This is a genomic window from Bradyrhizobium sp. NDS-1, assembly GCF_032918005.1.
In the GTDB taxonomy this organism is placed as follows: Bacteria; Pseudomonadota; Alphaproteobacteria; order Rhizobiales; family Xanthobacteraceae; genus Bradyrhizobium; species Bradyrhizobium tunisiense.
The window spans coordinates 149,126-171,180 of the sequence record NZ_CP136628.1; the positions used below are offsets into that span (position 1 = coordinate 149,126).

Sequence of the window (22,055 nt, forward strand, 5' to 3'; positions counted from 1 at the left end):
CGGAGTGTTTTGGCGACTTAGTTGCCCTATTGCCGCGGCGCCCTACGCTTCTTCGTCGACTGCGTCGGTGCATCCGCCGGATCATCCTTGAGCGCGCCGATCTTGCGCAGGGCCGCATCCGCGGCTCGTTCGCCGCTTTCCCAGGCGCCATCGACAGTGCCCCACAGCGTCTCATGGGTTGCCTCGCCGGCGAGAAACACATTGCCTATCGGCTCCGCCAAGACCCTTCGCGAGAGTTGACCGCCGGGGGAGGCCGCCGACATGGCGCCCATCACGAAAGGCGAGGCATTCCAGCGCGTGGCGCTGGTCTTCTGCACGGCGGAAGCGGCCTCGCTGCCGAATAATTTCGCGATCCATTCCCTGGCGAAGGACGCCATCGCCTTTTCGCCCTGCTCGGAGAGATCGCGGCCGAACGCGCCGCCGACGTCGATGGAGCAGAGCGAGGAGCCCCCGATATTGGCGAACATGAGCGCCGTGCGCGTCGAATTGCTCTGCTCGATCAGGATATCGTCGCGCGACAGACCGAGCGGATTGCCCGGCAATTGCAGCATGATACGATCGTAGCTGCCGAGGCCGAGTTTTGACGCCGCATCCAGCGTGCGCTTGGGGATGTCGGGCGTGAACTTGATCGCGCCTGATATCAGCACATTGGTCGAGACCGTGACGATGACCGCGCGCGCGGCAATCTTGCCGGCCTGCGTCTCCACGCTGACGTCGCGGTTGCTCCAGGCGATACGGCTCGCGGGCGTCGACAGCGCCATCGGCGCCTGCTCGCCGAGCTTCGTGATCAGCGTGCCCAAGCCCTGACGGCAGGCGATCGCCGCGTTGCGATCCTGCGCACGTCCCTTGTCGATGGCGGACAGCTCCTTCAGGTCCTTGCCGGCGAAGCCCGCGCCCAGCATGAACTCGGCCGTGCCCGCCCAGTCGCCGAGATCCTTTGGCAGCACGGACGCGCAAGAGCTGTCCAGCTTGGCCCGCGCGGCCTCGTCGATGGCACGGTTGGCCCGCACCAGCGCAGCCAGGAATTGCTCGGTCTCGCCGGCGCGCGCGTTGCGGCGGCCGATGCGCATCTTCTGGCCCGACGGCGCCGGCAGCACGTCGAGCCCCGCGCTACGCGCCAGCCGGATCATCGGATTGGTGTCGGGATTGTGCATCCAGCGCGCGCCGCGGTCGAACGGCGTGTCGAAGGTCGTGCTGTCGGTGATGCAGCGGCCGCCGATCTGGGGCGCCGCCTCCACCACGATGACCTTGCGGCCCGTGGCCATGATACGCCGCGCCGCAGCGATGCCGGCTGCCCCCGCTCCGATCACGGCGATGTCAGCCTCGCGCGGCAGCGGCGCGGCGGTTGCCCGCAGGACCGGCATCGCGGCAAGGACCGCCGACGCCGAAAGGAAACCGCGGCGCGTGATTGTCATGTCATGGTTTCCGAGGACTTGCGGCGAACGGGAACAGTCAGCGAACCTTGCCGCATCTGATGTTGCACAGCAACCATCATGGTGAATCAATCGTGCTTGACCTCACGGAGTGATGAACCGAATTGCAACACGTTTCGACCATGATAGAGAAGGGAAAAAGACGGCCGGAAAAGGCCGTGGGGGGAGTTTGAAATGGGGACGGTCCTAGATTCTGTCGGCAAGCTGATTGCCGCGTACCTCTCCAAGGAGGTGCCCGGCTATGAGCCGTTCACGCCGAGCGACCCGGAGCACCTGCGCGGCGTCGTCGAGCCCGGTGACGTGCTGCTGGTCGAGGGCAACAACCGCATCTCCGGCATCATCAAATATCTGACGCAATCGACCTGGTCGCATGCCGCGCTCTATGTCGGTCCGATCGAGGGCGCGGAGGAGCCGGACGGCGAGCCGCATGTGCTGATCGAAGCCAATATCGGCGAGGGCGTCACGTCGGCGCCGCTTTCGAAATATTTCCCCTATCACACCCGCCTCTGCCGCCCGGTCGGGCTGTCCTATGAGGACCGCACCACGGTCTGCCGCTATGCGATCAACCGCATCGGCTTCGGCTATGACACCAAGAACATCGTCGATCTCATGCGATTCCTGTTTCCGCTGCCGGTGCCGCAGCGCTGGCGGCGGCGCATGATCGCGCTCGGCTCGGGCGATCCGACCAAGATCATCTGCTCGGCGCTGATCGCGCAGGCGTTCGATGCCGTGCGTTACCCGATCCTGCCCAAGATCACCAAGGCCGGCAGCCGCGCCGCCCGCCGCGAGATCCTGCACATCCGCGATTCCTCGCTCTACATGCCCCGCGACTTCGACATCTCGCCCTATTTCGAAGTCGTCAAACCCACCATCGTGCACGGTTTCGACTACACCGCCCTGCACTGGGCCGACAAGCAGAAGCCGCTCGAGGAGGTAGCGGGCACATTCAGTGTGTTTCCAGAAACGCTCCGTGCGCCGCCGCTCGTTCCTGAGGCGATTGACGAAGAGGCGTCGGGTGAGAATCCGACTGAAGAAGTGACGGCGCAGCCTGCGGAGATGCCCAGCAATTTCTCCGAGCATTTTGTGCACCTGAACGAGCTCGCGATGTACCGCGCGTGGCGCCGCAGAGCCAAGTGCGAGATCGCGGCGTAAGCGTCACCGTCGTCCCTGCGTTCGCCGGGACGACACCTGGGTGGTGCGGGACGTCGGCTCAACAACCGTCGTTGCGAGAAGCGCAGCGACACTGAGAACTACCGCTCCGCCCTTCCAATCACCGCCATCAGCTCCGCGATCTTCTCGCGCTGATCCGCCTTGTCGCCGCTCGCAATCGCGTGCTCGACGCAATGGGCAACGTGGTCCTTCAGGACCTCCTCCTCGACCCGGCGCAGCGCGGCGCGCACCGCCGAGATCTGCGTCACGATGTCGATGCAGTAGCGGTCTTCCTCTACCATTTTCGAGAGGCCGCGAACCTGGCCCTCGATCCGGCCGAGGCGTTTTCCGACCGATGCCTTGATGTCTTCGCGCATGAGGCCTATATACCCCCGTAGGGTATATATTGCAAGGCCGGAGCGCCGCCATGAAAGACGCCGAACACGGGCACCATCACGAGCCGGAAACCCATTCCGGATGCGGCTGTTCCAGCAAGGCTGCGCCGGCGGCCAAGCCGGCGGAGGCCTCCTGTTGCGGCGGGCACGGCGATCACGCCGGCCACGCCCATCATCACGCGCATGACCATGGTGCTGGCGCGGCAAAGGTCCTGGACCCCGTCTGCGGCATGAGCGTCGATCCCGCGACCTCGAAGCACCGGTTTGACCATCACGGCGAAACCTTCCATTTCTGCTCGGCCGGCTGCCGCACCAAGTTCGCCGCCGATCCCGCAAAATATCTCGCCGAGGACAAGGCGCCCGCGCCGGAGATGCCCGCCGGCACGATCTACACCTGCCCGATGCACCCCGAGATCCGCCAGGTCGGACCCGGCAGCTGCCCGATCTGCGGCATGGCGCTGGAGCCGGAGGTGGCGAGCCTGGAAACCGGTCCCAATCCGGAGCTTGCCGACATGACGCGGCGGTTCTGGATCGGCGGCGCACTTGCGCTGCCGGCCGTGGTGCTGGAGATGGGCGGCCATCTCGCAGGCTCGCACAACTGGATCGATCAGACGCTGTCGAACTGGATCCAGCTCGTCTTCGCCACACCCGTGGTGCTGTGGGCCGGCTGGCCGTTCTTCGTTCGCGGTTGGCAATCGCTGCTGACGCGCAACCTCAACATGTTCACGCTGATCGCGATGGGCACCGGTGTTGCCTATGTCTACAGCATCATCGGCACCCTCGCGCCGCAGATTTTTCCTGCCACCTTCCGCGGCCATGAAGGCGCGGTCGCCGTCTACTTCGAGGCGGCGGCGGTGATCACCGTGTTGGTGCTGCTCGGTCAGGTGCTGGAGCTGCGCGCCCGTGACGCGACCTCGGGCGCGATCAGGGCGCTGTTGCAGCTCGCCCCGAAGACCGCGCGCCGCGTCGATGCCGATGGCAGCGAGCATGAGGTCGAGATCGATGCGCTTCATGCCGGCGATCACTTGCGCGTTCGTCCCGGCGAGAAGGTGCCGGTCGACGGCGTCATCCTGGAGGGGCGCTCCTCGCTCGACGAATCCCTGGTCACCGGGGAATCCATGCCGGTCACCAAGGAAACCGGTGCGAAAGTCATCGCGGGCACGCTGAACCAGTCGGGCAGCTTTATCATGCGCGCCGACAAGGTCGGACGCGAGACGCTGCTGTCGCAGATCGTGCAGATGGTCGCGGACGCGCAGCGCTCGCGCGCGCCGATTCAGCGGCTGGCCGACCAGGTCGCGGGCTGGTTCGTGCCCGCCGTGATCGTCGTCGCCATCGCCGCCTTTGCGGCCTGGTCGTGGTTCGGTCCGGAGCCGCGGCTCGCCTTCGGTCTCGTCGCCGCCGTCAGCGTGCTGATCATCGCCTGCCCCTGTGCGCTGGGGCTCGCGACGCCGATGTCGATCATGGTCGGCGTCGGCCGCGGTGCGCAAGGAGGCGTGCTGATCAAGAACGCCGAGGCGCTGGAGCGGATGGAGAAGATCGACACGCTGGTGGTCGACAAGACGGGAACGCTGACCGAGGGCAAGCCCAAGGTGGTCGCGATCGTGCCGGCGGCCGGACTTGCGGAAGACGACATCCTTCGGCTTGCGGCCAGCGTCGAGCACGCCAGCGAACATCCTTTGGCTGACGCGATCGTGCGCGCGGCCAAGGAGAAGCAGCTCGTCTTCGGCGAGGTCGAGCAGTTCGACTCGCCGACCGGCAAGGGCGCCACCGGCAAGGTCGACGGCAAGACCGTCGCGCTCGGCAATGCCAGATATCTCGCCTCGATCGGGATCGACACGACGGCGCTCGACGCCGAGGCTGAGCGGCTTCGCGGCGACGGCGCCACGGTGATCAACATGGCCGTGGATAGCCGACTTGCCGGCCTGTTCGCGATCGCCGATCCCGTCAAGGCCTCGACGCCAGAGGCGCTGAAGGCGCTGGCTGCCGAAGGCATCAAGGTGATCATGCTGACCGGCGACAACCGCACCACGGCGGAAGCGGTGGCGCGCCGGCTCGGCATCGCCGAGGTCGAAGCAGAGGTGCTGCCGGATCAGAAGAGCGCGGTGGTGACCAAGCTGCAGAAGGCCGGCCGCATCGTCGCGATGGCCGGCGACGGCGTCAACGACGCACCGGCGCTGGCCGCCGCCGAAGTCGGCATCGCCATGGGCACCGGCACGGACGTCGCGATGGAAAGCGCGGGCGTGACGCTGCTCAAGGGCGATCTCATCGGCATCGCCCGGGCACGTAAACTGTCGCAGGCGACCATGAGCAACATCCGCCAAAACCTGTTCTTTGCCTTCATCTACAATGCCGCCGGCATTCCGATCGCGGCCGGCATCCTCTATCCGGCCTTCGGCCTGCTGCTGTCGCCGATCATCGCCGCGGCGGCGATGGCGCTGTCCTCGGTGAGCGTGGTCGGGAATGCGCTGCGGCTGCGTGCGACGAAGTTATGAATGAGCTGGCAGCCCGGATGGAGCATTCGCGCCATTCGGGCTACGGTTCATGGTACACAAGCGCGACGCGGGGAAGGTCTGATGCAGCGGATTACGATCACGATCGAGGACGATCTCCTGGCGGAGATCGACGCGGCCGCGGAAGCGCGCGGCTATCAGAACCGCTCCGAGATCATCCGCGATCTCGCCCGCGCCGGCCTGCAGCAGAGCACCGAGGGGACCGCCCAGACCGGCCCCTGCGTCGCCGGCCTGGTATATGTCTACGATCATGCCGCCCGCGATCTGTCCAAGCGCCTGGTGCAGGAATTCCACGGCCATCACGACCTCGCGCTGGCGACCCTGCACGTCCATCTCGACGACAACAATTGCATGGAGATGACGGCGCTGCGAGGCGATGCCGCCGAAGTCCGGCATTTCGCCGACCACATCATCGCCGAACGCGGCGTGCGCTATGGCCGCGTGGTGATGATCCCGACCGGGGAAGGCAAGCAGGCGAAGGCGCGGAAACCCGGGCATCGGCACGGGTAGCTTGCGTGCCCCCGGACACAGCCGTGCCTTGGGCAACCACCCTCCCTTGCCGAAACCGCCGTGCATCTCTACTTCTCGCGGGTCGTTTCGTGAAAGGACCCCCCAATGCTGGATGCCGCCGTGAAGGCGCTGTCGCAAATGATCTCGCCGCCGATGCGCTCGATCCTGTGGCGCTCGATCGGGCTTGCGCTCGTGCTGATCACCGTGCTGGCGATCGGCTTGCAGCGGCTGCTCAGCTGGTTTGCGACCTCTGGTGAGGTCTGGCTGGAGGGTCTGCTCGGGCCGGGCTGGCATACATCGATCGAAATCCTCTCCTGGATCGTCTCGATTGCGGCGGGCTTCGGGGTTGTGTTCGGCGGCGTCTTCCTGATGCCGGCAATCACCTCGCTGGTGGCCAGCCTGTTCGTCGACGACGTCGCCGACATCGTCGAGCGTGAGCATTATCCGGCCGAGCGGCCGGGCACGGCGCTGCCGTTCAACCAGGCGATTTTCGAAGGCATAAAGACCGCGCTCCTGACCATCCTGATCTATCTGATCGCGTTGCCGCTGGTGTTGTTCGCCGGCGCAGGCTTCCTGATCTTCTTCCTCGCCACCGCCTGGCTGCTCGGCCGCGAATATTTCGAGCTCGCGGCGATGCGCTTTCGCTCGCCGCAAGAGGCCAAGGCGATGCGGCGCGACAACGCCGCCACCATCTTCACCGCCGGCCTGTTCATCGCCGCCTTCGTCTCGATCCCGATCGTCAATCTGGCGACGCCGATCTTCGCCATGGCCTTCATGGTCCACATGCACAAGCGGCTGTCAGGCCCACGGCCCGAGCTGATCGAGCCGGCGCGGCAGGTGCGGTGACGCTTACGTCACCGTTAGTCCGCATTTGCGCAGCAGCATCCTGGCGAAGCCGAACGGCGCGGGCGTGAATGGGCCCGTCGGCGCGCGGGTGACCAGCGCGACGATTGCGAGCGCGGCTATCGCCAGCCAGAAGCACAGCCAGAAGCCGTCGATATAGGCGAGCACATTGGCCTCGCGCTGGACGATGCCCGCTAGCGTGCCGACCGCGCGCGGCTGCGCCGATCCCGTTCCGTGGACGGCGAAGTGATCGGCGAGCTGCTTCAGTCTCTGCACCACGTCGGCATCGCCGACTGCAAGGTTCTGGCCGAGATAGAAGGAATGGACCTGCTCGCGCACGCGCAGCCATGTTCCCATCAGCGCCACGCCGATCTCGGCGCCGCCGAGCCGCATGATCTGGATATAGGCGGCAAAGGAGGTGGCACGGCTCAGATCGGAGTTGGACAGCAACGTGATGATCAGCGGCAATAGCGTCAGCGACTGCCCTATCGCCTGGAGCAGCACGATGCCGGCGAAATCCTCGCGCGCCCAGGCGTGGGTGAGTTGCGTACCCCAGAGATTGGCCGCGGCGAAGCAGGCAAAGCCCATGACGACCACCGTCCGCGTATCGAAATGCCGCAGTAGCCAGATCGAGACCGGCACCAGCACGAACATCGGCAAGGCGCCATAGGTCAGCAGCAGCATGCCGCTCTGCTCGGGCCTGAGCAGCGCGATGGTGGCGAGGAAGTTCGGCACCAGCGACGCATTGGACAGGCTGGTCAGCGTGTAGAGCAGGATCAGGACCAGGCCGAAGCCGATGTTGCGCGAGAACAGCACGTTCACATGCGCCCAAGGCTGCCTGACCAGCGATTCGTTGACGAGGAAGGCCAGAAACAGCACCGCGCCCGCTGCGAGCAGTGCCATCACCGTGCCGGAGCCGAGCCAGTCCAGCCGGTTGCCCTGGTCGAGCCCGGCATAGATCATCGAGACCGAGGCGCCGAGCAGCAGCATGCCGCCCCAATCGGCCTCGCGCAGCAGCGCGCGGTTCACCGGCTCGTTCGGCGTGCCGAGATAGACCATCAGGCCCATCAAGGGCGCGATCACCACGCCCTGCCAGTACAGCCATTGCCAGCCGAGATGGTCGACATAAAAGCCGACCAGCGAGGTCGATGTGTCCAACGCGAAGCCGACGCGGATCGAATAGATCGAGATTGCCGGCAGCCACCAGCGGATCGGCAGATTGCGGAACACGATCATCAGCGTCGCCGGCACGAAGGTGCCGAGCAGGAGGCCGTGCACGACGCTGAGCACGAGCAACGTCGTGTAGTCGTGCACGAAGGGAATGACGAACGAGACGGCGGCATAGACGAGGCTGGGGATGCCGAGGACGCGGCGCAGGCCGAACACCGTGGCGAGCCAGGCCACCGCAGGCGCGATGAAGATCTGCGAGCCGATGCCGGCGGTCGAGAGCCAGGCGCCCTCGTCGAAGCCGAGCGAGAATGCGCCGCGCAGGTCGGGCAGACCGACCGTGGTCAGCCGGCTGTCGAAATTGGCGAGGAACGAGCCGAGCAGCACCGCCGCGACGGCGAACATGGGCTGCGGCGCGACGCCGCCGCGCGAGACCGGCCCGCGATCGGCATCGTCATTTTCCGCCATTTGCGCCCTTGGTGTCGATGCTGGTGACGACCGACATGCCCGGCACGAGGCGCGCCAGCAGCGGTTGGCCATCGTCGAACTGGATCCGCACCGGAATGCGCTGCACGACCTTTGTGAAATTGCCCGTTGCGTTGTCGGGCGGCAGCAGCGCCACCTGTGCGCCCGTCGCCGGCGCAATGCGCGCGACCCTGCCGCGCAGCGTCTCGCGCGGAAAACTGTCGACCGTGATCTCGACCGGCTGGCCCGGTGCAACATGCGTGAGCTGGGTCTCCTTGTAGTTCGCGATCACATAGACCTTGGGCAGCGGCACCACGTTGATGAGGTTGGTGCCGATATTGACGTAATCGCCGGGCTGCACCTGGCGCTCGCCGACAACGCCGTCGAACGGCGCGGTGATCTTCGTGTAGCCAAGCTTGAGCTTCGCGCCCGCCAGCGTCGCCTTGGCCGCCGCGACATCGGCGGCGCGCTGCTTCCTGGTGCCTTGCAGGACCTCGAGCTGATGCTGCTGGGCCGCGATCACGGCGCGGCTCGCGCGCACGTCGGCCTGCGCCTTGGCGTAAGCGGCCACTGCCTGCTCGAGGCGCTGACGCGTGCCGGATTCGGTCTGCGACAGGGATTGCTGGCGCTCCTGCTCCTGTCGCGCCTCCACTTCCATGGCTTCCGCAGAGAGGCGGGCAGCCTGGGCCTGCGCGATCGTCGCATATTGCAGCTCGATCTGGTTGGCGAGATTGTCGAGCGCGGCCTGCGCCGCGACGACGGCGGCTTCGGCCTGCGCGACTTGCGCCTCGTAATCGGCGGGATCGATCTGGATCAGGAGATCGCCGGCCTTGACGCGCTGGAAATCGGTGACCCCTACGGTGAGCACTTCGCCCGAGACGCGGCTCGACAGCCGCGTCAGCTCGGCGCGCACATAGGCGTCATTGGTGGTCTGGATCACGGCATTGCCGACCCATTCGTCGAAGCGCAACGTCGCCAGCGCGACGAAGGCGAGCGCAACGACGACGGCAAACAGCGGGATCGCGAGCCGGCTCCAGAGCGAGGTGGCGGGGCGCTGCGTCGGCTTCGGTGGTGGGGCAGGCGCTGCGGCGGGAGGCGACGATGGAACTTGCTCTTGTTGACTCACGACTGAACCTCAAACGAACTCACCGCGATCTCACACCGTCTTCTCCGGCCACCGGCAGAGATCGTTGATCAGGCAGACCTCGCAGCGCGGCTTGCGCGCGAGGCAAGTGTAGCGGCCGTGCAAAATCAGCCAATGATGGGCATGCAGCATGAACTCCGCCGGGATCACCTTTTCGAGACCGAGCTCGACCTCGAGCGGCGTATTGCCGGGCGCAAGCCCCGTGCGGTTGCCGACCCGGAACACATGCGTGTCGACGGCCATGGTGTGCTCGCCGAAGGCCATGTTGAGCACGACGTTGGCGGTCTTGCGACCGGCGCCGGGCAGCGATTCGATTTCGGCGCGGGTGCGCGGCACCTCGCCGCCGAATTCGGTCAGCAGCTTTGCCGACAGCGCGATCACGTTCTTCGCCTTGGTGCGATAGAGGCCGATCGTCTTGATGTATTCGCGCAGGCGCTCCTCGCCGAGATCGAGCATCTTCTGCGGGGTGTCGGCGATTTCGAACAAGGCGCGCGTGGCCTTGTTGACGCCGGCATCGGTCGCCTGCGCCGACAGCACCACGGCAACCAGCAGCGTGAACGGATTGACGTGCTCGAGCTCGCCCTGCGGTTCCGGATTGGCCTTGCGGAAGCGGGTGAAGACCTCGCGGACCTCGGCGGGCGTCCAGGGTTTTGCAGCTTTGAGCGATTTCTTCGCAGGCGCTTTCGGTTTGGCCGCGACCGGCTTTGCCTTTTTATTCGGCACCGCCGCTTTGCGCGGGGCGGGCTTGCGGGTGATTTTCGCCATGATCGGGATATACTGATGGAGGATGAGCACAGGCAACGAAATAGAGCGCAGCGATTCCCAAGACCCGCGCGACGTGCAGATCTTCTCTGCGCTGCTGACGCCACACCGCTCCCTGAACCGCACCGGCTTCCTCGCCTTGATGCTGTTCGTGAGCGTGGTCAGCTTCGTCGCGGGCCTCGCTTTCCTGATGATGGGGGCGTGGCCGGTGTTCGGCTTCTTCGGGCTCGACGTGCTGGTGATCTGGTGGGCCTTCAAGGCCAATTTCCGCGCCGCGCGCGCCCGCGAGGAAATCGTGGTGACCCCGTCCGAATTGCGCGTGCGGCGGATCAGCCATCGCGGCCAAGTCGCCGAATGGACGTTCAATCCGCTCTGGGTCCGCCTCGACATGGAGGTCGACGAGGACTTCGGCATCGAGCATCTCTATCTGATCGCGCGCGGCCGCCAGATCCAAATCGCGCGCTTCCTGGGGCCAGAGGAAAAGGCTAGCTTTTACAAAGGCTTGGTTGAGGCACTCAATGCCGCCAAGCGCGGCCCGACCTACAATCCGCTTCGCTGATCTCACGTCGGAAATCGGGTGGTTTCGCGCCCGTCCCTCCCCTACATTTCCGGTCATGATGACACTCGCCATACATGACCAGCGCCTGACCAAGCCGGGCCCCCAGCACGCCGCGCTGCGCGACTATGATTCGGTACGCCGGGCGATCGCCTTCATCTCGGAGAACTGGCGCGCGCAGCCGACCATCGAGGCGATGGCGGATGCGGCCGGCGTCACGCCGGATGAGCTGCACCATCTGTTCCGCCGCTGGGCCTCCATCACGCCGAAGGCCTTCATGCAGGCGCTGACGCTCGATCACGCCAAGGGCTTGCTGCGAGACTCCGCGAGCATTCTCGATGCCGCGCTCGACTCCGGCCTGTCAGGCCCGGGGCGGCTGCACGATCTCTTCGTCACGCATGAGGCGATGTCGCCGGGCGAATGGAAGAACGGCGGCGCCGGCCTCACCTTGCGCTATGGCTTCCACCCTTCGCCGTTCGGCACGGCGATCGTGATCGCCACCGATCGCGGCCTGTCGGGCCTTGCCTTCGCGGACCACGGCGAGGAGAAGGTCGCGCTCGCCGACATGACGCGGCGCTGGCCGAACGCAACTTACGTCGAGGACCACGAGGGCACGGCGCCGCTCGCGGCCCGGATCTTCGACACGAAACTCTGGCGGCCGGACCAGCCGTTGCGCGTGGTGATGATCGGCACCGACTTCGAGGTGCGGGTGTGGGAGACGCTGCTGAAAATCCCGATGGGGCGCGCAGTGTCCTATTCCGACATCGCCTGCAACATCAACAGCCCGAAGGCCTCACGCGCCGTCGGCGCGGCGGTCGGCAAGAACCCGGTCTCTTTTGTCGTGCCCTGCCACCGCGCACTCGGCAAGAGCGGTACGCTCACCGGCTATCACTGGGGGATCACCCGCAAGCAGGCGATGCTGGGCTGGGAAGCCGGGCAGCTGGGGGTACAGTAGATCTCTGCTGGAGATGCAGAACGAAACTAAGCTGCTCTCAAGAAATGCCGTGATCGGCCAAACGCGTTCTAGCCGCTTCTACAATCTCCGGAGAGAATTCGCTTGAATATTTAATAACGAGTGCCTCCGCGGACAGTTCCTTGGCCATTCCAAACTCGACCAACTTCAAGAAGCCTGTCGAAGGCGTCGGCTTCATTGCCAAATCAGCCAATGTTTGCCTTACGCCAACTCTGTTCAGCTTTTGACGAGTTCTGCTCAGACGCTTTGCTTTACCGCTCTCTTCCGACAAAGCTTCTTCTAGGGCCCGCATTACGACTGCAAATTCAGACTCAAGAGGATCGTCGATATTACGGCCCTCGATTCGACAAAGCTGACGGAAAGCCGCTTGGTAAACATCATCTCGTTTTTGCCGTTTGGCGTTCGCCATCCAATTGCGCAGCTTTTCTTTGTCCCATTCGTTCGACAGGTCAGGAAGTTGCATGCTCAATTTTACCCCGCTAGATCCAGCTTCGACGCTACCGTCGAATCCGCATTCAGCCGGTAAATGATCGGCACACCCGTCGCGAGCTCGCGCTTCAGAATGCCTTCGGGCGATAGCTTTTCCAGCACCATGATCAGCGCGCGCAGCGAATTGCCGTGGGCGGCGACCAGCGTACGCTTGCCGTTGAGCACGCCGGGCAGGATTTCCTGCACATAGTAGGGCAACGCGCGCGCGAGCGTGTCTTTCAGGCTTTCGCCGCCGGGCGGCGGCACGTCGTAGGAGCGACGCCAGATCAGCACCTGGTCCTCACCCCATTTCTTGCGGGCATCGTCCTTGTTGAGGCCGGAGAGATCGCCATAGTCGCGCTCGTTCAGCGCGAGGTTCTTCGAAGTCGGCAGGCCGGTCTGGCCGAGCTCGCTGAGGATGATATCCAGCGTGTGTTGCGCGCGCGTGAGCACGGAGGTGTAGGCGACGTCGAACTGAAGACCCTGTGCCTTCAGCTTGCGGCCGGCGTCGGTCGCTTCCTTCACGCCGAGCTCGGTGAGATCAGGGTCCTTCCAACCCGTGAACAGGTTCTTCAGATTCCATTCGCTCTGGCCGTGGCGCACGAGCACGAGAAGACGTTCGCTCATTGACTGCTTTCCGTTGCTGATTGTCGACTAGATATCGGCAAGGCCGAGCACGTCGGCCATGGAGTAGTGGCCCGGCTTCTTGCCATGCGCCCACAGTGCCGCCTTCAGAGCGCCATGGGCGAACAGCATGCGGTCCTCGGCCTGATGTGACAGCGTCAGGCGCTCGAACGGGCCGAGGAAGGTCACGCTGTGGTCGCCGGCGACGGTCCCGCCGCGCAACGAAGCGAAACCGATATTGCCCGGCCGACGCGCACCGGTGATGCCGTCACGGCCGCGCTCGGAATGGTCATCGAGGGCGACGCCGCGACCGCTAGCGGCGGCCTGGCCCAGCATCAGCGCGGTGCCCGAGGGCGCGTCGATCTTCATGCGGTGATGGGTTTCGACGATCTCGATATCGAAACTCTCGTCGAGCGCCCTGGCGACGCGCTTGACCACGGCGGCGAGCAGATTGACGCCCAGGCTCATATTTCCGGATTGCACCACGACGGCACGACTGGTGACACTCTTGATCACGGCGTTGTCGGAGCCCGACAGCCCCGTGGTGCCCACGACATGCACGATACCGCGCTCGGCCGCGATGGCGACATTGGCGATGGTCGCCGCGGGCACGGTGAAATCGAGGATGCCGTCGGCCTCCTTCGACATCGCCCAGAGATCGCCGGAAAGCGTGATGCCGTTGGCGGGCAGCCCCGCGAGCACGCCGGCATCCTTGCCGAGCAGCTCGGAGCCCGGCGCCTCCAGCGCGCCGGCCAGCACCGCACCTTTGCTCTCGGCGATCGCCCGCACCAGCGCGCGCCCCATCCGGCCGCCGGCCCCAGCAACAATCAAGCGCATGTCGGACATGGTATGATCCTCTTCGGAGGCCGTTTTAGCGGGGGGAGCCAGTTCCGGCAACCGAGGGGATCAGGCAGGCTCGCCTGCGGCGGGCCCTCAGGATGAAGTCTCGTGTCGCGGCAAGATATCAGACCTCGTGGTGAGGGCCGGCCGCAGGCGGGCGTCTCGAGCCATACAGGCCGAGGTCGCGCCTCAACCGTCCGACGGCTGCGGGCCGTCATAGCCCTCGATGATGATGAGGTCGGCGACCGAGTGCGGCTGGCGCACCTTGATGTTGGCCTGGTATTCCGGTGAGTTGTAGCAGGCCATGGCGGTTTCGTAGTCCGGGAATTCGATGACGACGTTGCGGGTGCGGCTGGCGCCCTCGACGGTGGTGAACTTGCCGGCGCGCACGACGAAGCGACCGCCCCATTTCTTGAAGATTGGACCGTTGGCGACGGCATAGGGCTTGTAGCCCTCGTCACTGCTCACATCGACGCGCCCGATCCAGTAGCCTTTTGCCATTGTACTTCTCCCTGTTGTTGCTTGAGGTGATTTCTATTTGAGCATGATCTGATCGGAAAACCGCGTCACACTTTGCGCTAACGCGGCCTTCGGGTCCGGATCATGCTCCGAGCGCCTGCGCGATCTCGGCCTGGATGGCTTCCGCAATCGCCTTCGGGTCGGCGGCTTCGACGATCGGCCGTCCGACGACGAGATAGTCGGCGCCGGCGGCGATCGCGCGGCCCGGCGCCATGATGCGCTTCTGATCGCCGGTCGCCGAACCGACCGGCCGGATGCCCGGTGTGACGAGATGCATCTGGTGGCCGACGATCTTGCGCAAGGCTCCAACTTCCTCCGGCGAGGACACCAGTCCGTCGATGCCAAGCACCTGCGCCTGCTGCGCGCGCGCCTCGACCAGCTCGGAGACGCCGAGCCGATAGCCGGCCGCATGCAGATCGTCCTCGTTGTAGGAGGTCAGCACCGTGACCGCGAGAATCCTCAGGCTCGAATTGCCGCGGCCTTCGACCGCGCCCTTCATGGTCTGTGGGTAGGCGTGCACGGTGAGGAAGGTGGCGCCAAGCCTGGTGATGCTCTCGACGCCTTGCGTCACGGTGTTGCCGATGTCGTGCAGCTTGAGATCGAGAAAGACCTTCTTGCCCTTGTCGGCGAGCTTGCCGACCAGCGGCAATCCGCCGGCATAAGCGAGCCGGTAACCGATCTTGTAGAAGGTGACGCTGTCGCCGAGACGGTTGATCGTCGCCTCCGCGGCATCGACGCTGGGAAGATCGAGCGCGACGATCAGGCGGTCCTTGGGAGCGATCTCGGCTGGCGTCATGTCACCTCACATCATGCGTTGGGAAATATCGATCAACTGCGCGACCAGCTCCTTCAACGCGGCGATGTCGCCCTCGTTCTTGAGCCTGTCCATATCGTCATAGGCCTGATCGGCAAAGGCGAGCGTGAGCTGGCTGGCTATCACGTTGGCGTGGCACGAGGTCAGGATCAGCCGCAAGGCCTGCAGCGCACGCGCCGCACCGAGCCGGCTCTGCGAGGCGCCGGCGAGCGCGAAGGCGCGGCTGCGGAACACCTCGCCGCGCGCTTCGTTCAGCTCCTGCACGCGGCTGACCCAGTCGATCGCGTTCTTGAGCAGCGGCGGCACCGAGGCGTTGTATTCAGGCGTGACGAACAGCACGCCGTGATGCGCGCCGATCATGCGCTTGAGATTGATAGCGTGCTTCGGGATGCCGGATTTGGCCTGAAGGTCGCCGTCATAGATCGGCAGCGGGAAATCGGCGAGCGATATCCGGGTGACATCGACGCCGGCCCGGACGAATTCATGGGCTATGACCGCAGCCAGCTTCGCATTGTGCGAACCGGTGCGCAGCGAGCCGGGAATGATCAGGATTTTGGGTGCGGACATCCGATCCCATGCGTTCGGCGAAACGAGCCCGCCGTGCACAATGGGAAGCCGGCGGAATTAGTCCTTGCGATACACCCAGACGCGGGCCGGCGGAAGGTTCATCCAGATCCGTTCCGAAGCCTCTGTGGACACGCCAGGCAGCGATTTCGGGATCGGCGGCACCACCGCATAGGTGAACTGGACGAACGGCGCCCCGGGCGCGAGCGCCGTGAAGGCGTCGCGGATCAGCCGCAGGCGCGTCAGCATCGGTTTTGTCACGAGCGGCAGGCCGGAGACGACCGCGGAGGCCGGCGCGCTCAGCACGTTCCAGAGCGTGTCGCGCAGGCGATAGGCATCGCCCTGCACCACCTTGGCCTGCGGATAGCGGTCGCGCAGCAGCGCGCAGAAACCGGGATTGTATTCGACGAGGACGAGACGCTTCTGATCGACACCGCGCTCGACCAGGGCCGAGGTGATGGCGCCGGTCCCGGGTCCAAGCTCGACCACAGGCGCATCCGAATCGACATCGACGTAATGGGCCATGGTCCGGGCCAACAACTTGCCCGATGGCATCACCGCGCCCATGTGCAGCGGCTTTTCGATCCACGATCTGAGAAAACGCACCTCGTCATCGAGACGAGGCTTCTTCAACGCACGCGCGGACGATGGCAATGGCATGTCTGGACCGGACGGGACCGCAAGACCGCGGCGTGTCAGAAAATGGTCATAAAGACGTATAGGCCGAAGGCGGCACGGTCAAGCCGGGTCAACTCGCCCGATTACCGAAGAAATCCTTGACCTTGGCGAAGAACCCCTCGGACTCCGGCTGGGTGTTGCCGCTTGACAGCTTTTCGAACTCGGCCAGCAGTTCCTGCTGCTTCTTGGTGAGGTTCTGCGGCGTCTCGACCACGACCTGAACATACATGTCGCCCATCTGGCGCGACCGCAGCACCGGCATGCCTTTTGATGCAATGCGGAATCGGCGGTTCGACTGGGTCCCGGCCGGTACCTTCACCTTGGCCTTGCTCTTCTCGATGGTCGGCACCTCGAATTCGCCGCCCAGGGCGGCCGTCACCATCGAGATCGGCACACGGCAATGCAGATCGGCGCCGTCGCGCTGGAAGAACTGGTGCTGGACCAGCGACAGGAAGATGTAGAGGTCGCCGGGCGGACCGCCGCGGACCCCCGCCTCACCCTCACCGGCGAGCCTGATCCTTGTGCCGTCCTCGACACCCGGGGGAATGTTGACCGACAGATTTCGCTCGCGGGTGACCCGGCCCTGACCCGAGCAGGACGGGCAGGCGTCCTCGATCATCTGGCCGCGTCCCTGGCAGCCGGGACAGGTGCGCTCGAGCGTGAAGAAGCCCTGCGACTGCCGCACGCGTCCGGCGCCGCCGCAGGTCGAGCAGGTCTTCGGCTTGGTGCCGGCCTTGGCGCCGATGCCCGAACAGGCCTCGCAGGTGACCGAAACCGGAATCTCGATCTGCGCAGTCTTGCCGCCAAAGGCTTCCTCGAGCGTGATTTCCATGTTGTAGCGCAGGTCGGCGCCGCGCTCGCGACCGCCGCGGCCGCGCTGCCCGGCCATACCGAACAGATCTTCGAAGATGTCGGAGAAAGAGGATGCGAAGCCCGCGCCGAACCCGGCACCACCGCCGCCGCCCTGCTCGAAAGCAGCATGACCGTAACGGTCATAGGCGGCGCGCTTGTCCTTGTCCTTGAGGATCTCGTAGGCCTCGTTGATTTCCTTGAATTTGACTTCGCTGGTCTCATCCCCCGGATTGCGGTCGGGATGGAATTTCATGGCGAGCTTGCGGAACGACGACTTCAGCTTGCCTTCGTCGGCATCGCGTTCGACCTCGAGGGTCTCGTAGTAGCAGCGCTTGGTGGACGTGGACATGTCGGACTCGGTCTATCCAATCGCGATTCAAGTCGGAGCGAAACAACGTCGCCACGCGACAACATAGGCGGCCTTCCGCCTGGCGGCAGAGGGCTGCATGGCAGCGTTCAGCATAGCGGCGGGAAATTGATTGATCGTAACGGGCGCCCGTCCCGTCGAGCCCGACACGACGGCCTCCCCCGCAGGGGAGGAGGCCGGTAGCGCGTGTGGGGTCCAAGCCGTCCGCATCATCACCCTCTTGGGGTTTAAGCGGACTTCTTGTTGTTCTTGTCGTCGTCGACCTCGGTGAATTCCGCATCGACGACGTCGTCCTTGGCCGCGTCCTTCTTGGCGTCGGCCTCGGCCTGCTGCTTGTACATGGCTTCGCCGAGCTTCATCGAAGCCTGGGCCAGCGTCTGCGTCTTGGCCTTGATCGCCTCGGCATCGTCGCCCTTCAGCGCTTCCTTGAGGTCGCCGACGGCATCCTCGATGGCGCGGCGCTCGGTCTCGCCGACCTTCGAGCCGTGCTCGGCCAAAGCCTTCTCGGTCGAATGCACCAGACCGTCCGCCTCGTTCTTGGCAGTCACGGCCTCGCGGCGCTTCTTGTCCGCCTCGGCATTGGCCTCGGCGTCCTTGACCATCTTCTCGATGTCGGCTTCCGACAGGCCGCCGGACGCCTGGATGCGGATCTGCTGCTCCTTGCCGGTGGCCTTGTCCTTGGCCGAGACGTTGACGATGCCGTTGGCGTCGATGTCGAAGGTCACCTCGATCTGCGGCATGCCGCGCGGCGCCGGCGGAATGCCCATCAGGTCGAACTGACCGAGCATCTTGTTGTCGGCCGCCATTTCACGCTCGCCCTGGAAGACGCGGATGGTGACCGCGTTCTGGCTGTCCTCGGCGGTCGAGAACACCTGGCTCTTCTTGGTCGGGATCGTGGTGTTGCGGTCGATGATGCGGGTGAACACGCCGCCCAGCGTCTCGATGCCCAGCGACAGCGGCGTCACGTCGAGCAGAAGCACGTCCTTGACGTCGCCCTGGAGCACGCCGGCCTGGATCGCGGCGCCGATCGCCACGACTTCGTCCGGGTTGACGCCCTTGTGCGGCTCCTTGCCGAACAGCTGCTTCACGACTTCCTGGACCTTCGGCATGCGCGACATGCCGCCGACCAGAACCACTTCGCCGATCTCACCGGCGGTGACGCCGGCATCCTTGAGCGCCTTGCGGCAGGGCTCGACGGTCTTCTGGACGAGGTCGTCGACCAGCGCCTCGAACTTGGCGCGGGTGAGCTTCATCGTCAGATGCTTCGGGCCGGTCTGGTCCGCGGTGATGAAGGGCAGGTTGATCTCGGTCTGGGTCGTCGACGACAGTTCGATCTTGGCCTTTTCAGCGGCTTCCTTCAGGCGCTGCAACGCGAGCTTGTCGTTGCGCAGGTTGATGCCCTGCTCCTTCTGGAATTCGTCGGCGAGATAGCCGACCAGGCGCATGTCGAAGTCCTCGCCGCCGAGGAAGGTGTCGCCGTTGGTCGACTTCACCTCGAATACGCCGTCGCCGATCTCGAGGATCGAAATATCGAACGTGCCGCCGCCGAGATCGTACACCGCGATGGTGCCGGTCTTAGTCTTGTCGAGGCCATAGGCGAGCGCAGCCGCGGTCGGCTCGTTGATGATGCGCAGCACCTCGAGGCCCGCGATCTTGCCGGCGTCCTTGGTCGCCTGACGCTGGGCGTCGTTGAAGTAGGCAGGAACGGTGATGACGGCCTGGTCGACCTTCTGGCCGAGATGGGCTTCCGCGGTCTCCTTCATCTTCTGCAAGATGAACGCCGACACCTGCGAGGGCGAGTAGGTCTGGCCGTCGGCCTCGACCCAGGCGTCGCCGTTGGAAGCCTTCACGATCTTGTAGGGAACGAGCTTCTTGTCCTTCTCGACCATCGGGTCGTCGTAGCGGCGGCCGATGAGGCGCTTCACTGCGAAGAAGGTGCGCTCGGGATTGGTGACAGCCTGACGCTTGGCCGGCTGGCCGACGAGGCGCTCACCGTCGTCCGTGACGGCGACGATCGAAGGCGTCGTGCGCATGCCTTCGGAATTCTCGATGACTTTGGCGTTCTTGCCATCCATCACGGCGACGCACGAATTCGTGGTGCCGAGGTCGATCCCAATGACCTTTCCCATGGTCCCGATATCCTTCTTTTTGCAGCAGGTTGGCTGGGCCCAGAAGGCACCCAAACCGAAACCCCCTAAGATCAAACATCCGCGATATTGCGATGATTGAGGCTCATATAGGAGGGGGGGAGGGGCCCGCAAGGACCGAAGTCGGGTTTCTGCCGCGAAAACATTGGGTTTTGGAAGATCATATCCGGGCTTCACCGCCCTTGCGGGTGAGGAATTATTAACAGGTTCAAGCCTCGGCAAGCCCCGCTGCCGCGGCCGATCCTCGCCCTGTTACAGCACGCCTAAACCCGGTAAAAGGCGGACCGGCCGGGCAGCCGCCACGGCTGCTTCGCGCGACAAAGCGGCCCGGTGTCCGACCATCGAACGGCCTCAATGTGAACCAATCAGAGTGCCCATGAAGCTGACCCGTCCCCTCGCCGCGCTCGCCCTCTTCATTACCTCCGCGTTTCCGGCCGTTGCCGCCGACGCCGTGTTTCCGCCCGGCTTGCGCCTGGGCATGGTGCCGTTGGTCGGCCTCAACACCGCAAAAACCTTTCCGGGCTTCGAGAGCGAGGACGGCGGCGTCAAGGTGCTGATCACCGAGCTGCCGCCGGCGGCCTATGGCGAGGTCGTGAGCGCCTTCAACTCCAATCCGGCGGGCGCGAATGGCGTCAAGCAGGACAAGGTCGAGACTCCCGCGGGCCTCGCTTATTTCACCACCGAAAGCGGCAAGGCCGGCGACACCCTGGTGAAGCGCTATTCGATGATCGTGCCGGGCGCCGGCTTCTCGGGTTATGTCGCGGTGCAGATCCCGGAGAATGCGACCAAGATCTACACGGATGAAGCGGTGCGGCAGATGTTTGCTACCGCCGTCACCCGCAAGCGGGTCTCGGCCGAGGAGCAGATCGCGCTGATGCCGTTCAAGATCACCGATCTCGCCGACTTCAAGGACATCCGCACGCTGGCGCCGGGCTCGAGCATCATCCTGGCCGACGGCGACGAGAGCACCGGCTATGAGACGAAGCCGTTCATGATCCTCGGCCTGATCGGCGCCACCCCGCAAGCCGCGGGCGACCGCGCCCGCTTCGCCCAGGAGGCGGCGCTTCAGATCCCCGGCGTGCGCGAATCGCGCGTCACCATGTCCGAGCCGATCCGCATCAATGGCCAGCAAGGCTTCGAGACCCGGATCGACGGCGTCAGCGGCAAGGACAAAGTCCCGGTGACCGTGGTGCAGTGGATCCGCTTCTCGAGCGGCGGCGCCTCGCTGCGCATCATCGCCAGCGCCCCGCGGGACCAGTGGCAGCCCGCCTTCACCCGCTTCCGCGCCGTGCGCGACGGCATCCAGCCGAAGGGCTGAATCGTTCGGCATACGCGGTGTCGTTCCTGCGCACGCAGGGACGACAGTGAGTTTTGGGGCCGGCAGCCCAACCCCTCACCAGGACGGCTGCATTTTCGGGCTTCTGTTCGTATACGAACGGAACTAGGCTTCGCTTCCGTTGGATCATCCCAAGGGAGGCGAATGATGCTGGACCGACGACAAGTCTTCGCAATGCTCGGAACGACGGCGCTGGCGAGCCTCGCGCCGACCGCACTCTTTGCAGCGGCACCGATCAAGCCTGACGAGACCTCCGCCCTGCTCGTGATCGACGTGCAGAACTGCTTCCTGCCCGGCGGCAGTCTCGCGGTGAAAGAGGGCGAGCAGGTGGTCCCCATCATCAACAAGATCTCGAAAGCGTTTGCGAATGTGGTGATGACGCAGGACTGGCACACGCCGGGCCACGTCTCGTTCGCATCGGTGCATTCGGGCAAGAAGCCGTTCGAGACCGTCGACCTTCCCTACGGCAAGCAGGTGCTGTGGCCGGACCATTGCGTGCAGGGCACCGAGGGAGCCGCGCTGTCGAAGGACCTTGCGATCCCGCACGCCGAGCTCATCATCCGCAAGGGCTTTCACAAGAACGTCGACAGCTATTCGGCCTTTCTCGAAGCCGACGGCAAGACCTCGACCGGACTTGCCGGATATCTCAAGGGGCGCAAGATCAAGCGCGTTTTCGTGGCGGGTTTGGCGACGGACTTCTGCGTTGCCTGGACCGCGCTCGATGGGCGCAAGGCAGGCTTCGAGGTTTATGTGGTGGAAGACGCCTGCCGCGGCATCGACACGCAGGGTTCGCTGGCAAAGGCCTGGGCCGATATGGCCAAGGCCGGCGTCAAGCGGATTCAGTCGGCGGATATCGCGGTGAGCGCGTAGGCGACGCGCTCTATCCTCCCGTCATTCCGGGGCGCGCGTCAGCGCGAGCCCGGAATCCATTAGACGGTT

General features: G+C 64.9%; 22 protein-coding genes. 8 read left to right on the plus strand and 14 right to left on the minus strand.

Annotation, left to right across the window (positions count from 1 at the left end):
• Positions 1 to 26: 26 nt before the first annotated feature.
• The gene (locus tag RX330_RS00690) at positions 27 to 1,415 is read right to left on the minus strand and encodes a flavin monoamine oxidase family protein (protein WP_317241727.1); all 1,389 of its coding nucleotides are present in this window, start codon (positions 1,413 to 1,415) and stop codon (positions 27 to 29) included.
• A gap of 192 nt (positions 1,416 to 1,607) precedes the next feature.
• On the opposite strand from RX330_RS00690, the gene RX330_RS00695 reads away from it, so the two are divergent.
• Positions 1,608 to 2,585 (plus strand): YiiX/YebB-like N1pC/P60 family cysteine hydrolase, encoded by a 978-nt coding sequence (locus RX330_RS00695; protein ID WP_212083055.1) that lies wholly within the window; start codon positions 1,608 to 1,610, stop codon positions 2,583 to 2,585.
• A 98-nt stretch (positions 2,586 to 2,683) separates the two neighbouring features.
• Here RX330_RS00695 and RX330_RS00700 read toward each other — a convergent pair whose 3' ends face one another.
• Positions 2,684 to 2,959, minus strand: a complete 276-nt coding sequence (locus RX330_RS00700; protein WP_212083052.1) for a metal-sensitive transcriptional regulator — start codon at positions 2,957 to 2,959, stop codon at positions 2,684 to 2,686.
• 50 nt (positions 2,960 to 3,009) lie between these two features.
• Between RX330_RS00700 and RX330_RS00705 the strand changes: the two genes are divergently transcribed.
• The 3 genes from RX330_RS00705 to RX330_RS00715 all read left to right on the plus strand — a co-directional run bounded on the left by RX330_RS00705 (position 3,010) and on the right by RX330_RS00715 (position 6,843).
• On the plus strand, positions 3,010 to 5,469 hold the full coding sequence (locus tag RX330_RS00705; RefSeq protein WP_317241729.1) for a heavy metal translocating P-type ATPase: 2,460 nt from the start codon (positions 3,010 to 3,012) through the stop codon (positions 5,467 to 5,469).
• A gap of 81 nt (positions 5,470 to 5,550) precedes the next feature.
• Entirely contained in the window at positions 5,551 to 5,997 is a 447-nt protein-coding gene (nikR, locus tag RX330_RS00710; protein WP_317241730.1) for a nickel-responsive transcriptional regulator NikR, read from the plus strand.
• A 105-nt stretch (positions 5,998 to 6,102) separates the two neighbouring features.
• On the plus strand, positions 6,103 to 6,843 hold the full coding sequence (locus RX330_RS00715) for a sulfate transporter family protein (RefSeq protein WP_317241731.1): 741 nt from the start codon (positions 6,103 to 6,105) through the stop codon (positions 6,841 to 6,843).
• Between the two features lie 3 nt (positions 6,844 to 6,846).
• On the opposite strand, the gene RX330_RS00720 is transcribed toward RX330_RS00715, so the two are convergent.
• The 3 genes from RX330_RS00720 to nth are packed head-to-tail and all read right to left on the minus strand — an operon-like array spanning position 6,847 to position 10,381.
• Positions 6,847 to 8,475, minus strand: a complete 1,629-nt coding sequence (locus RX330_RS00720; RefSeq protein WP_317241732.1) for an MFS transporter — start codon at positions 8,473 to 8,475, stop codon at positions 6,847 to 6,849.
• Positions 8,462 to 9,598 carry an HlyD family secretion protein gene (locus RX330_RS00725; protein WP_317241733.1) on the minus strand — a complete coding sequence of 379 codons (1,137 nt, stop codon included), beginning with the start codon at positions 9,596 to 9,598 and terminating at the stop codon, positions 8,462 to 8,464. Before RX330_RS00725 ends, RX330_RS00720 begins: the two co-directional genes overlap by 14 nt.
• 30 nt (positions 9,599 to 9,628) lie before the next feature.
• Complete coding sequence (gene nth, locus RX330_RS00730) at positions 9,629 to 10,381, minus strand: endonuclease III (protein WP_317241734.1); 753 nt, start codon at positions 10,379 to 10,381, stop codon at positions 9,629 to 9,631.
• 22 nt (positions 10,382 to 10,403) lie between these two features.
• Here nth and RX330_RS00735 point away from each other — a divergent pair, with 22 nt between their 5' ends.
• Both RX330_RS00735 and RX330_RS00740 read left to right on the plus strand, forming a co-directional pair.
• Positions 10,404 to 10,937: a DUF2244 domain-containing protein gene (locus RX330_RS00735; RefSeq protein ID WP_317241735.1), complete on the plus strand. Its 534-nt coding sequence runs from the start codon at positions 10,404 to 10,406 to the stop codon at positions 10,935 to 10,937.
• Positions 10,938 to 10,992: 55 nt separating this feature from the next.
• Positions 10,993 to 11,889 (plus strand): bifunctional helix-turn-helix domain-containing protein/methylated-DNA--[protein]-cysteine S-methyltransferase, encoded by an 897-nt coding sequence (locus RX330_RS00740; RefSeq protein WP_317241736.1) that lies wholly within the window; start codon positions 10,993 to 10,995, stop codon positions 11,887 to 11,889.
• 37 nt (positions 11,890 to 11,926) lie between these two features.
• Here RX330_RS00740 and RX330_RS00745 read toward each other — a convergent pair whose 3' ends face one another.
• From RX330_RS00745 to dnaK, 9 genes are all read right to left on the minus strand, one after another.
• The gene (locus RX330_RS00745; RefSeq protein ID WP_317241737.1) at positions 11,927 to 12,370 is read right to left on the minus strand and encodes a hypothetical protein; all 444 of its coding nucleotides are present in this window, start codon (positions 12,368 to 12,370) and stop codon (positions 11,927 to 11,929) included.
• Positions 12,371 to 12,378: 8 nt separating this feature from the next.
• Positions 12,379 to 13,002 carry a 2,3-bisphosphoglycerate-dependent phosphoglycerate mutase gene (locus RX330_RS00750; protein WP_212083011.1) on the minus strand — a complete coding sequence of 208 codons (624 nt, stop codon included), beginning with the start codon at positions 13,000 to 13,002 and terminating at the stop codon, positions 12,379 to 12,381.
• A 27-nt stretch (positions 13,003 to 13,029) separates the two neighbouring features.
• Entirely contained in the window at positions 13,030 to 13,845 is an 816-nt protein-coding gene (dapB, locus tag RX330_RS00755) for a 4-hydroxy-tetrahydrodipicolinate reductase (RefSeq protein WP_212082996.1), read from the minus strand.
• Positions 13,846 to 14,028: 183 nt separating this feature from the next.
• The gene (locus RX330_RS00760) at positions 14,029 to 14,340 is read right to left on the minus strand and encodes a DUF1330 domain-containing protein (protein ID WP_317241740.1); all 312 of its coding nucleotides are present in this window, start codon (positions 14,338 to 14,340) and stop codon (positions 14,029 to 14,031) included.
• A gap of 100 nt (positions 14,341 to 14,440) precedes the next feature.
• The gene (gene pyrF, locus RX330_RS00765; protein WP_317241742.1) at positions 14,441 to 15,154 is read right to left on the minus strand and encodes an orotidine-5'-phosphate decarboxylase; all 714 of its coding nucleotides are present in this window, start codon (positions 15,152 to 15,154) and stop codon (positions 14,441 to 14,443) included.
• Positions 15,155 to 15,160: 6 nt separating this feature from the next.
• A complete protein-coding gene (locus RX330_RS00770; RefSeq protein ID WP_212082987.1) occupies positions 15,161 to 15,739 on the minus strand; it encodes an NADPH-dependent FMN reductase in 579 nt (192 codons plus the stop codon).
• 57 nt (positions 15,740 to 15,796) lie between these two features.
• Positions 15,797 to 16,396 (minus strand): class I SAM-dependent methyltransferase, encoded by a 600-nt coding sequence (locus RX330_RS00775; protein WP_027534962.1) that lies wholly within the window; start codon positions 16,394 to 16,396, stop codon positions 15,797 to 15,799.
• An 88-nt stretch (positions 16,397 to 16,484) separates the two neighbouring features.
• The gene (gene dnaJ / locus RX330_RS00780; protein ID WP_212082971.1) at positions 16,485 to 17,615 is read right to left on the minus strand and encodes a molecular chaperone DnaJ; all 1,131 of its coding nucleotides are present in this window, start codon (positions 17,613 to 17,615) and stop codon (positions 16,485 to 16,487) included.
• 245 nt (positions 17,616 to 17,860) lie between these two features.
• On the minus strand, positions 17,861 to 19,762 hold the full coding sequence (gene dnaK, locus RX330_RS00785) for a molecular chaperone DnaK (RefSeq protein ID WP_028139411.1): 1,902 nt from the start codon (positions 19,760 to 19,762) through the stop codon (positions 17,861 to 17,863).
• Positions 19,763 to 20,156: 394 nt separating this feature from the next.
• Between dnaK and RX330_RS00790 the strand changes: the two genes are divergently transcribed.
• Both RX330_RS00790 and pncA read left to right on the plus strand, forming a co-directional pair.
• Positions 20,157 to 21,098 carry a hypothetical protein gene (locus tag RX330_RS00790; RefSeq protein WP_317241743.1) on the plus strand — a complete coding sequence of 314 codons (942 nt, stop codon included), beginning with the start codon at positions 20,157 to 20,159 and terminating at the stop codon, positions 21,096 to 21,098.
• 165 nt (positions 21,099 to 21,263) lie between these two features.
• A complete protein-coding gene (gene pncA, locus RX330_RS00795) occupies positions 21,264 to 21,986 on the plus strand; it encodes a bifunctional nicotinamidase/pyrazinamidase (protein ID WP_317241744.1) in 723 nt (240 codons plus the stop codon).
• Positions 21,987 to 22,055 lie beyond the last annotated feature (69 nt).

Coding starts and splice junctions, on each gene's coding strand:
- RX330_RS00690 (WP_317241727.1), bottom strand. CDS start 1,415: ATGACAATCACGCGCCGCGGTTTCCTTTCGGCGTCGGCGGTCCTTGCC.
- RX330_RS00695 (WP_212083055.1), top strand. CDS start 1,608: ATGGGGACGGTCCTAGATTCTGTCGGCAAGCTGATTGCCGCGTACCTC.
- RX330_RS00700 (WP_212083052.1), bottom strand. CDS start 2,959: ATGCGCGAAGACATCAAGGCATCGGTCGGAAAACGCCTCGGCCGGATC.
- RX330_RS00705 (WP_317241729.1), top strand. CDS start 3,010: ATGAAAGACGCCGAACACGGGCACCATCACGAGCCGGAAACCCATTCC.
- nikR (WP_317241730.1), top strand. CDS start 5,551: ATGCAGCGGATTACGATCACGATCGAGGACGATCTCCTGGCGGAGATC.
- RX330_RS00715 (WP_317241731.1), top strand. CDS start 6,103: ATGCTGGATGCCGCCGTGAAGGCGCTGTCGCAAATGATCTCGCCGCCG.
- RX330_RS00720 (WP_317241732.1), bottom strand. CDS start 8,475: ATGGCGGAAAATGACGATGCCGATCGCGGGCCGGTCTCGCGCGGCGGC.
- nth (WP_317241734.1), bottom strand. CDS start 10,381: ATGGCGAAAATCACCCGCAAGCCCGCCCCGCGCAAAGCGGCGGTGCCG.
- RX330_RS00735 (WP_317241735.1), top strand. CDS start 10,404: ATGAGCACAGGCAACGAAATAGAGCGCAGCGATTCCCAAGACCCGCGC.
- RX330_RS00740 (WP_317241736.1), top strand. CDS start 10,993: ATGATGACACTCGCCATACATGACCAGCGCCTGACCAAGCCGGGCCCC.
- RX330_RS00745 (WP_317241737.1), bottom strand. CDS start 12,370: ATGCAACTTCCTGACCTGTCGAACGAATGGGACAAAGAAAAGCTGCGC.
- RX330_RS00750 (WP_212083011.1), bottom strand. CDS start 13,002: ATGAGCGAACGTCTTCTCGTGCTCGTGCGCCACGGCCAGAGCGAATGG.
- dapB (WP_212082996.1), bottom strand. CDS start 13,845: ATGTCCGACATGCGCTTGATTGTTGCTGGGGCCGGCGGCCGGATGGGG.
- RX330_RS00760 (WP_317241740.1), bottom strand. CDS start 14,340: ATGGCAAAAGGCTACTGGATCGGGCGCGTCGATGTGAGCAGTGACGAG.
- pyrF (WP_317241742.1), bottom strand. CDS start 15,154: ATGACGCCAGCCGAGATCGCTCCCAAGGACCGCCTGATCGTCGCGCTC.
- RX330_RS00770 (WP_212082987.1), bottom strand. CDS start 15,739: ATGTCCGCACCCAAAATCCTGATCATTCCCGGCTCGCTGCGCACCGGT.
- RX330_RS00775 (WP_027534962.1), bottom strand. CDS start 16,396: ATGCCATTGCCATCGTCCGCGCGTGCGTTGAAGAAGCCTCGTCTCGAT.
- dnaJ (WP_212082971.1), bottom strand. CDS start 17,615: ATGTCCACGTCCACCAAGCGCTGCTACTACGAGACCCTCGAGGTCGAA.
- dnaK (WP_028139411.1), bottom strand. CDS start 19,762: ATGGGAAAGGTCATTGGGATCGACCTCGGCACCACGAATTCGTGCGTC.
- RX330_RS00790 (WP_317241743.1), top strand. CDS start 20,157: ATGAAGCTGACCCGTCCCCTCGCCGCGCTCGCCCTCTTCATTACCTCC.
- pncA (WP_317241744.1), top strand. CDS start 21,264: ATGCTGGACCGACGACAAGTCTTCGCAATGCTCGGAACGACGGCGCTG.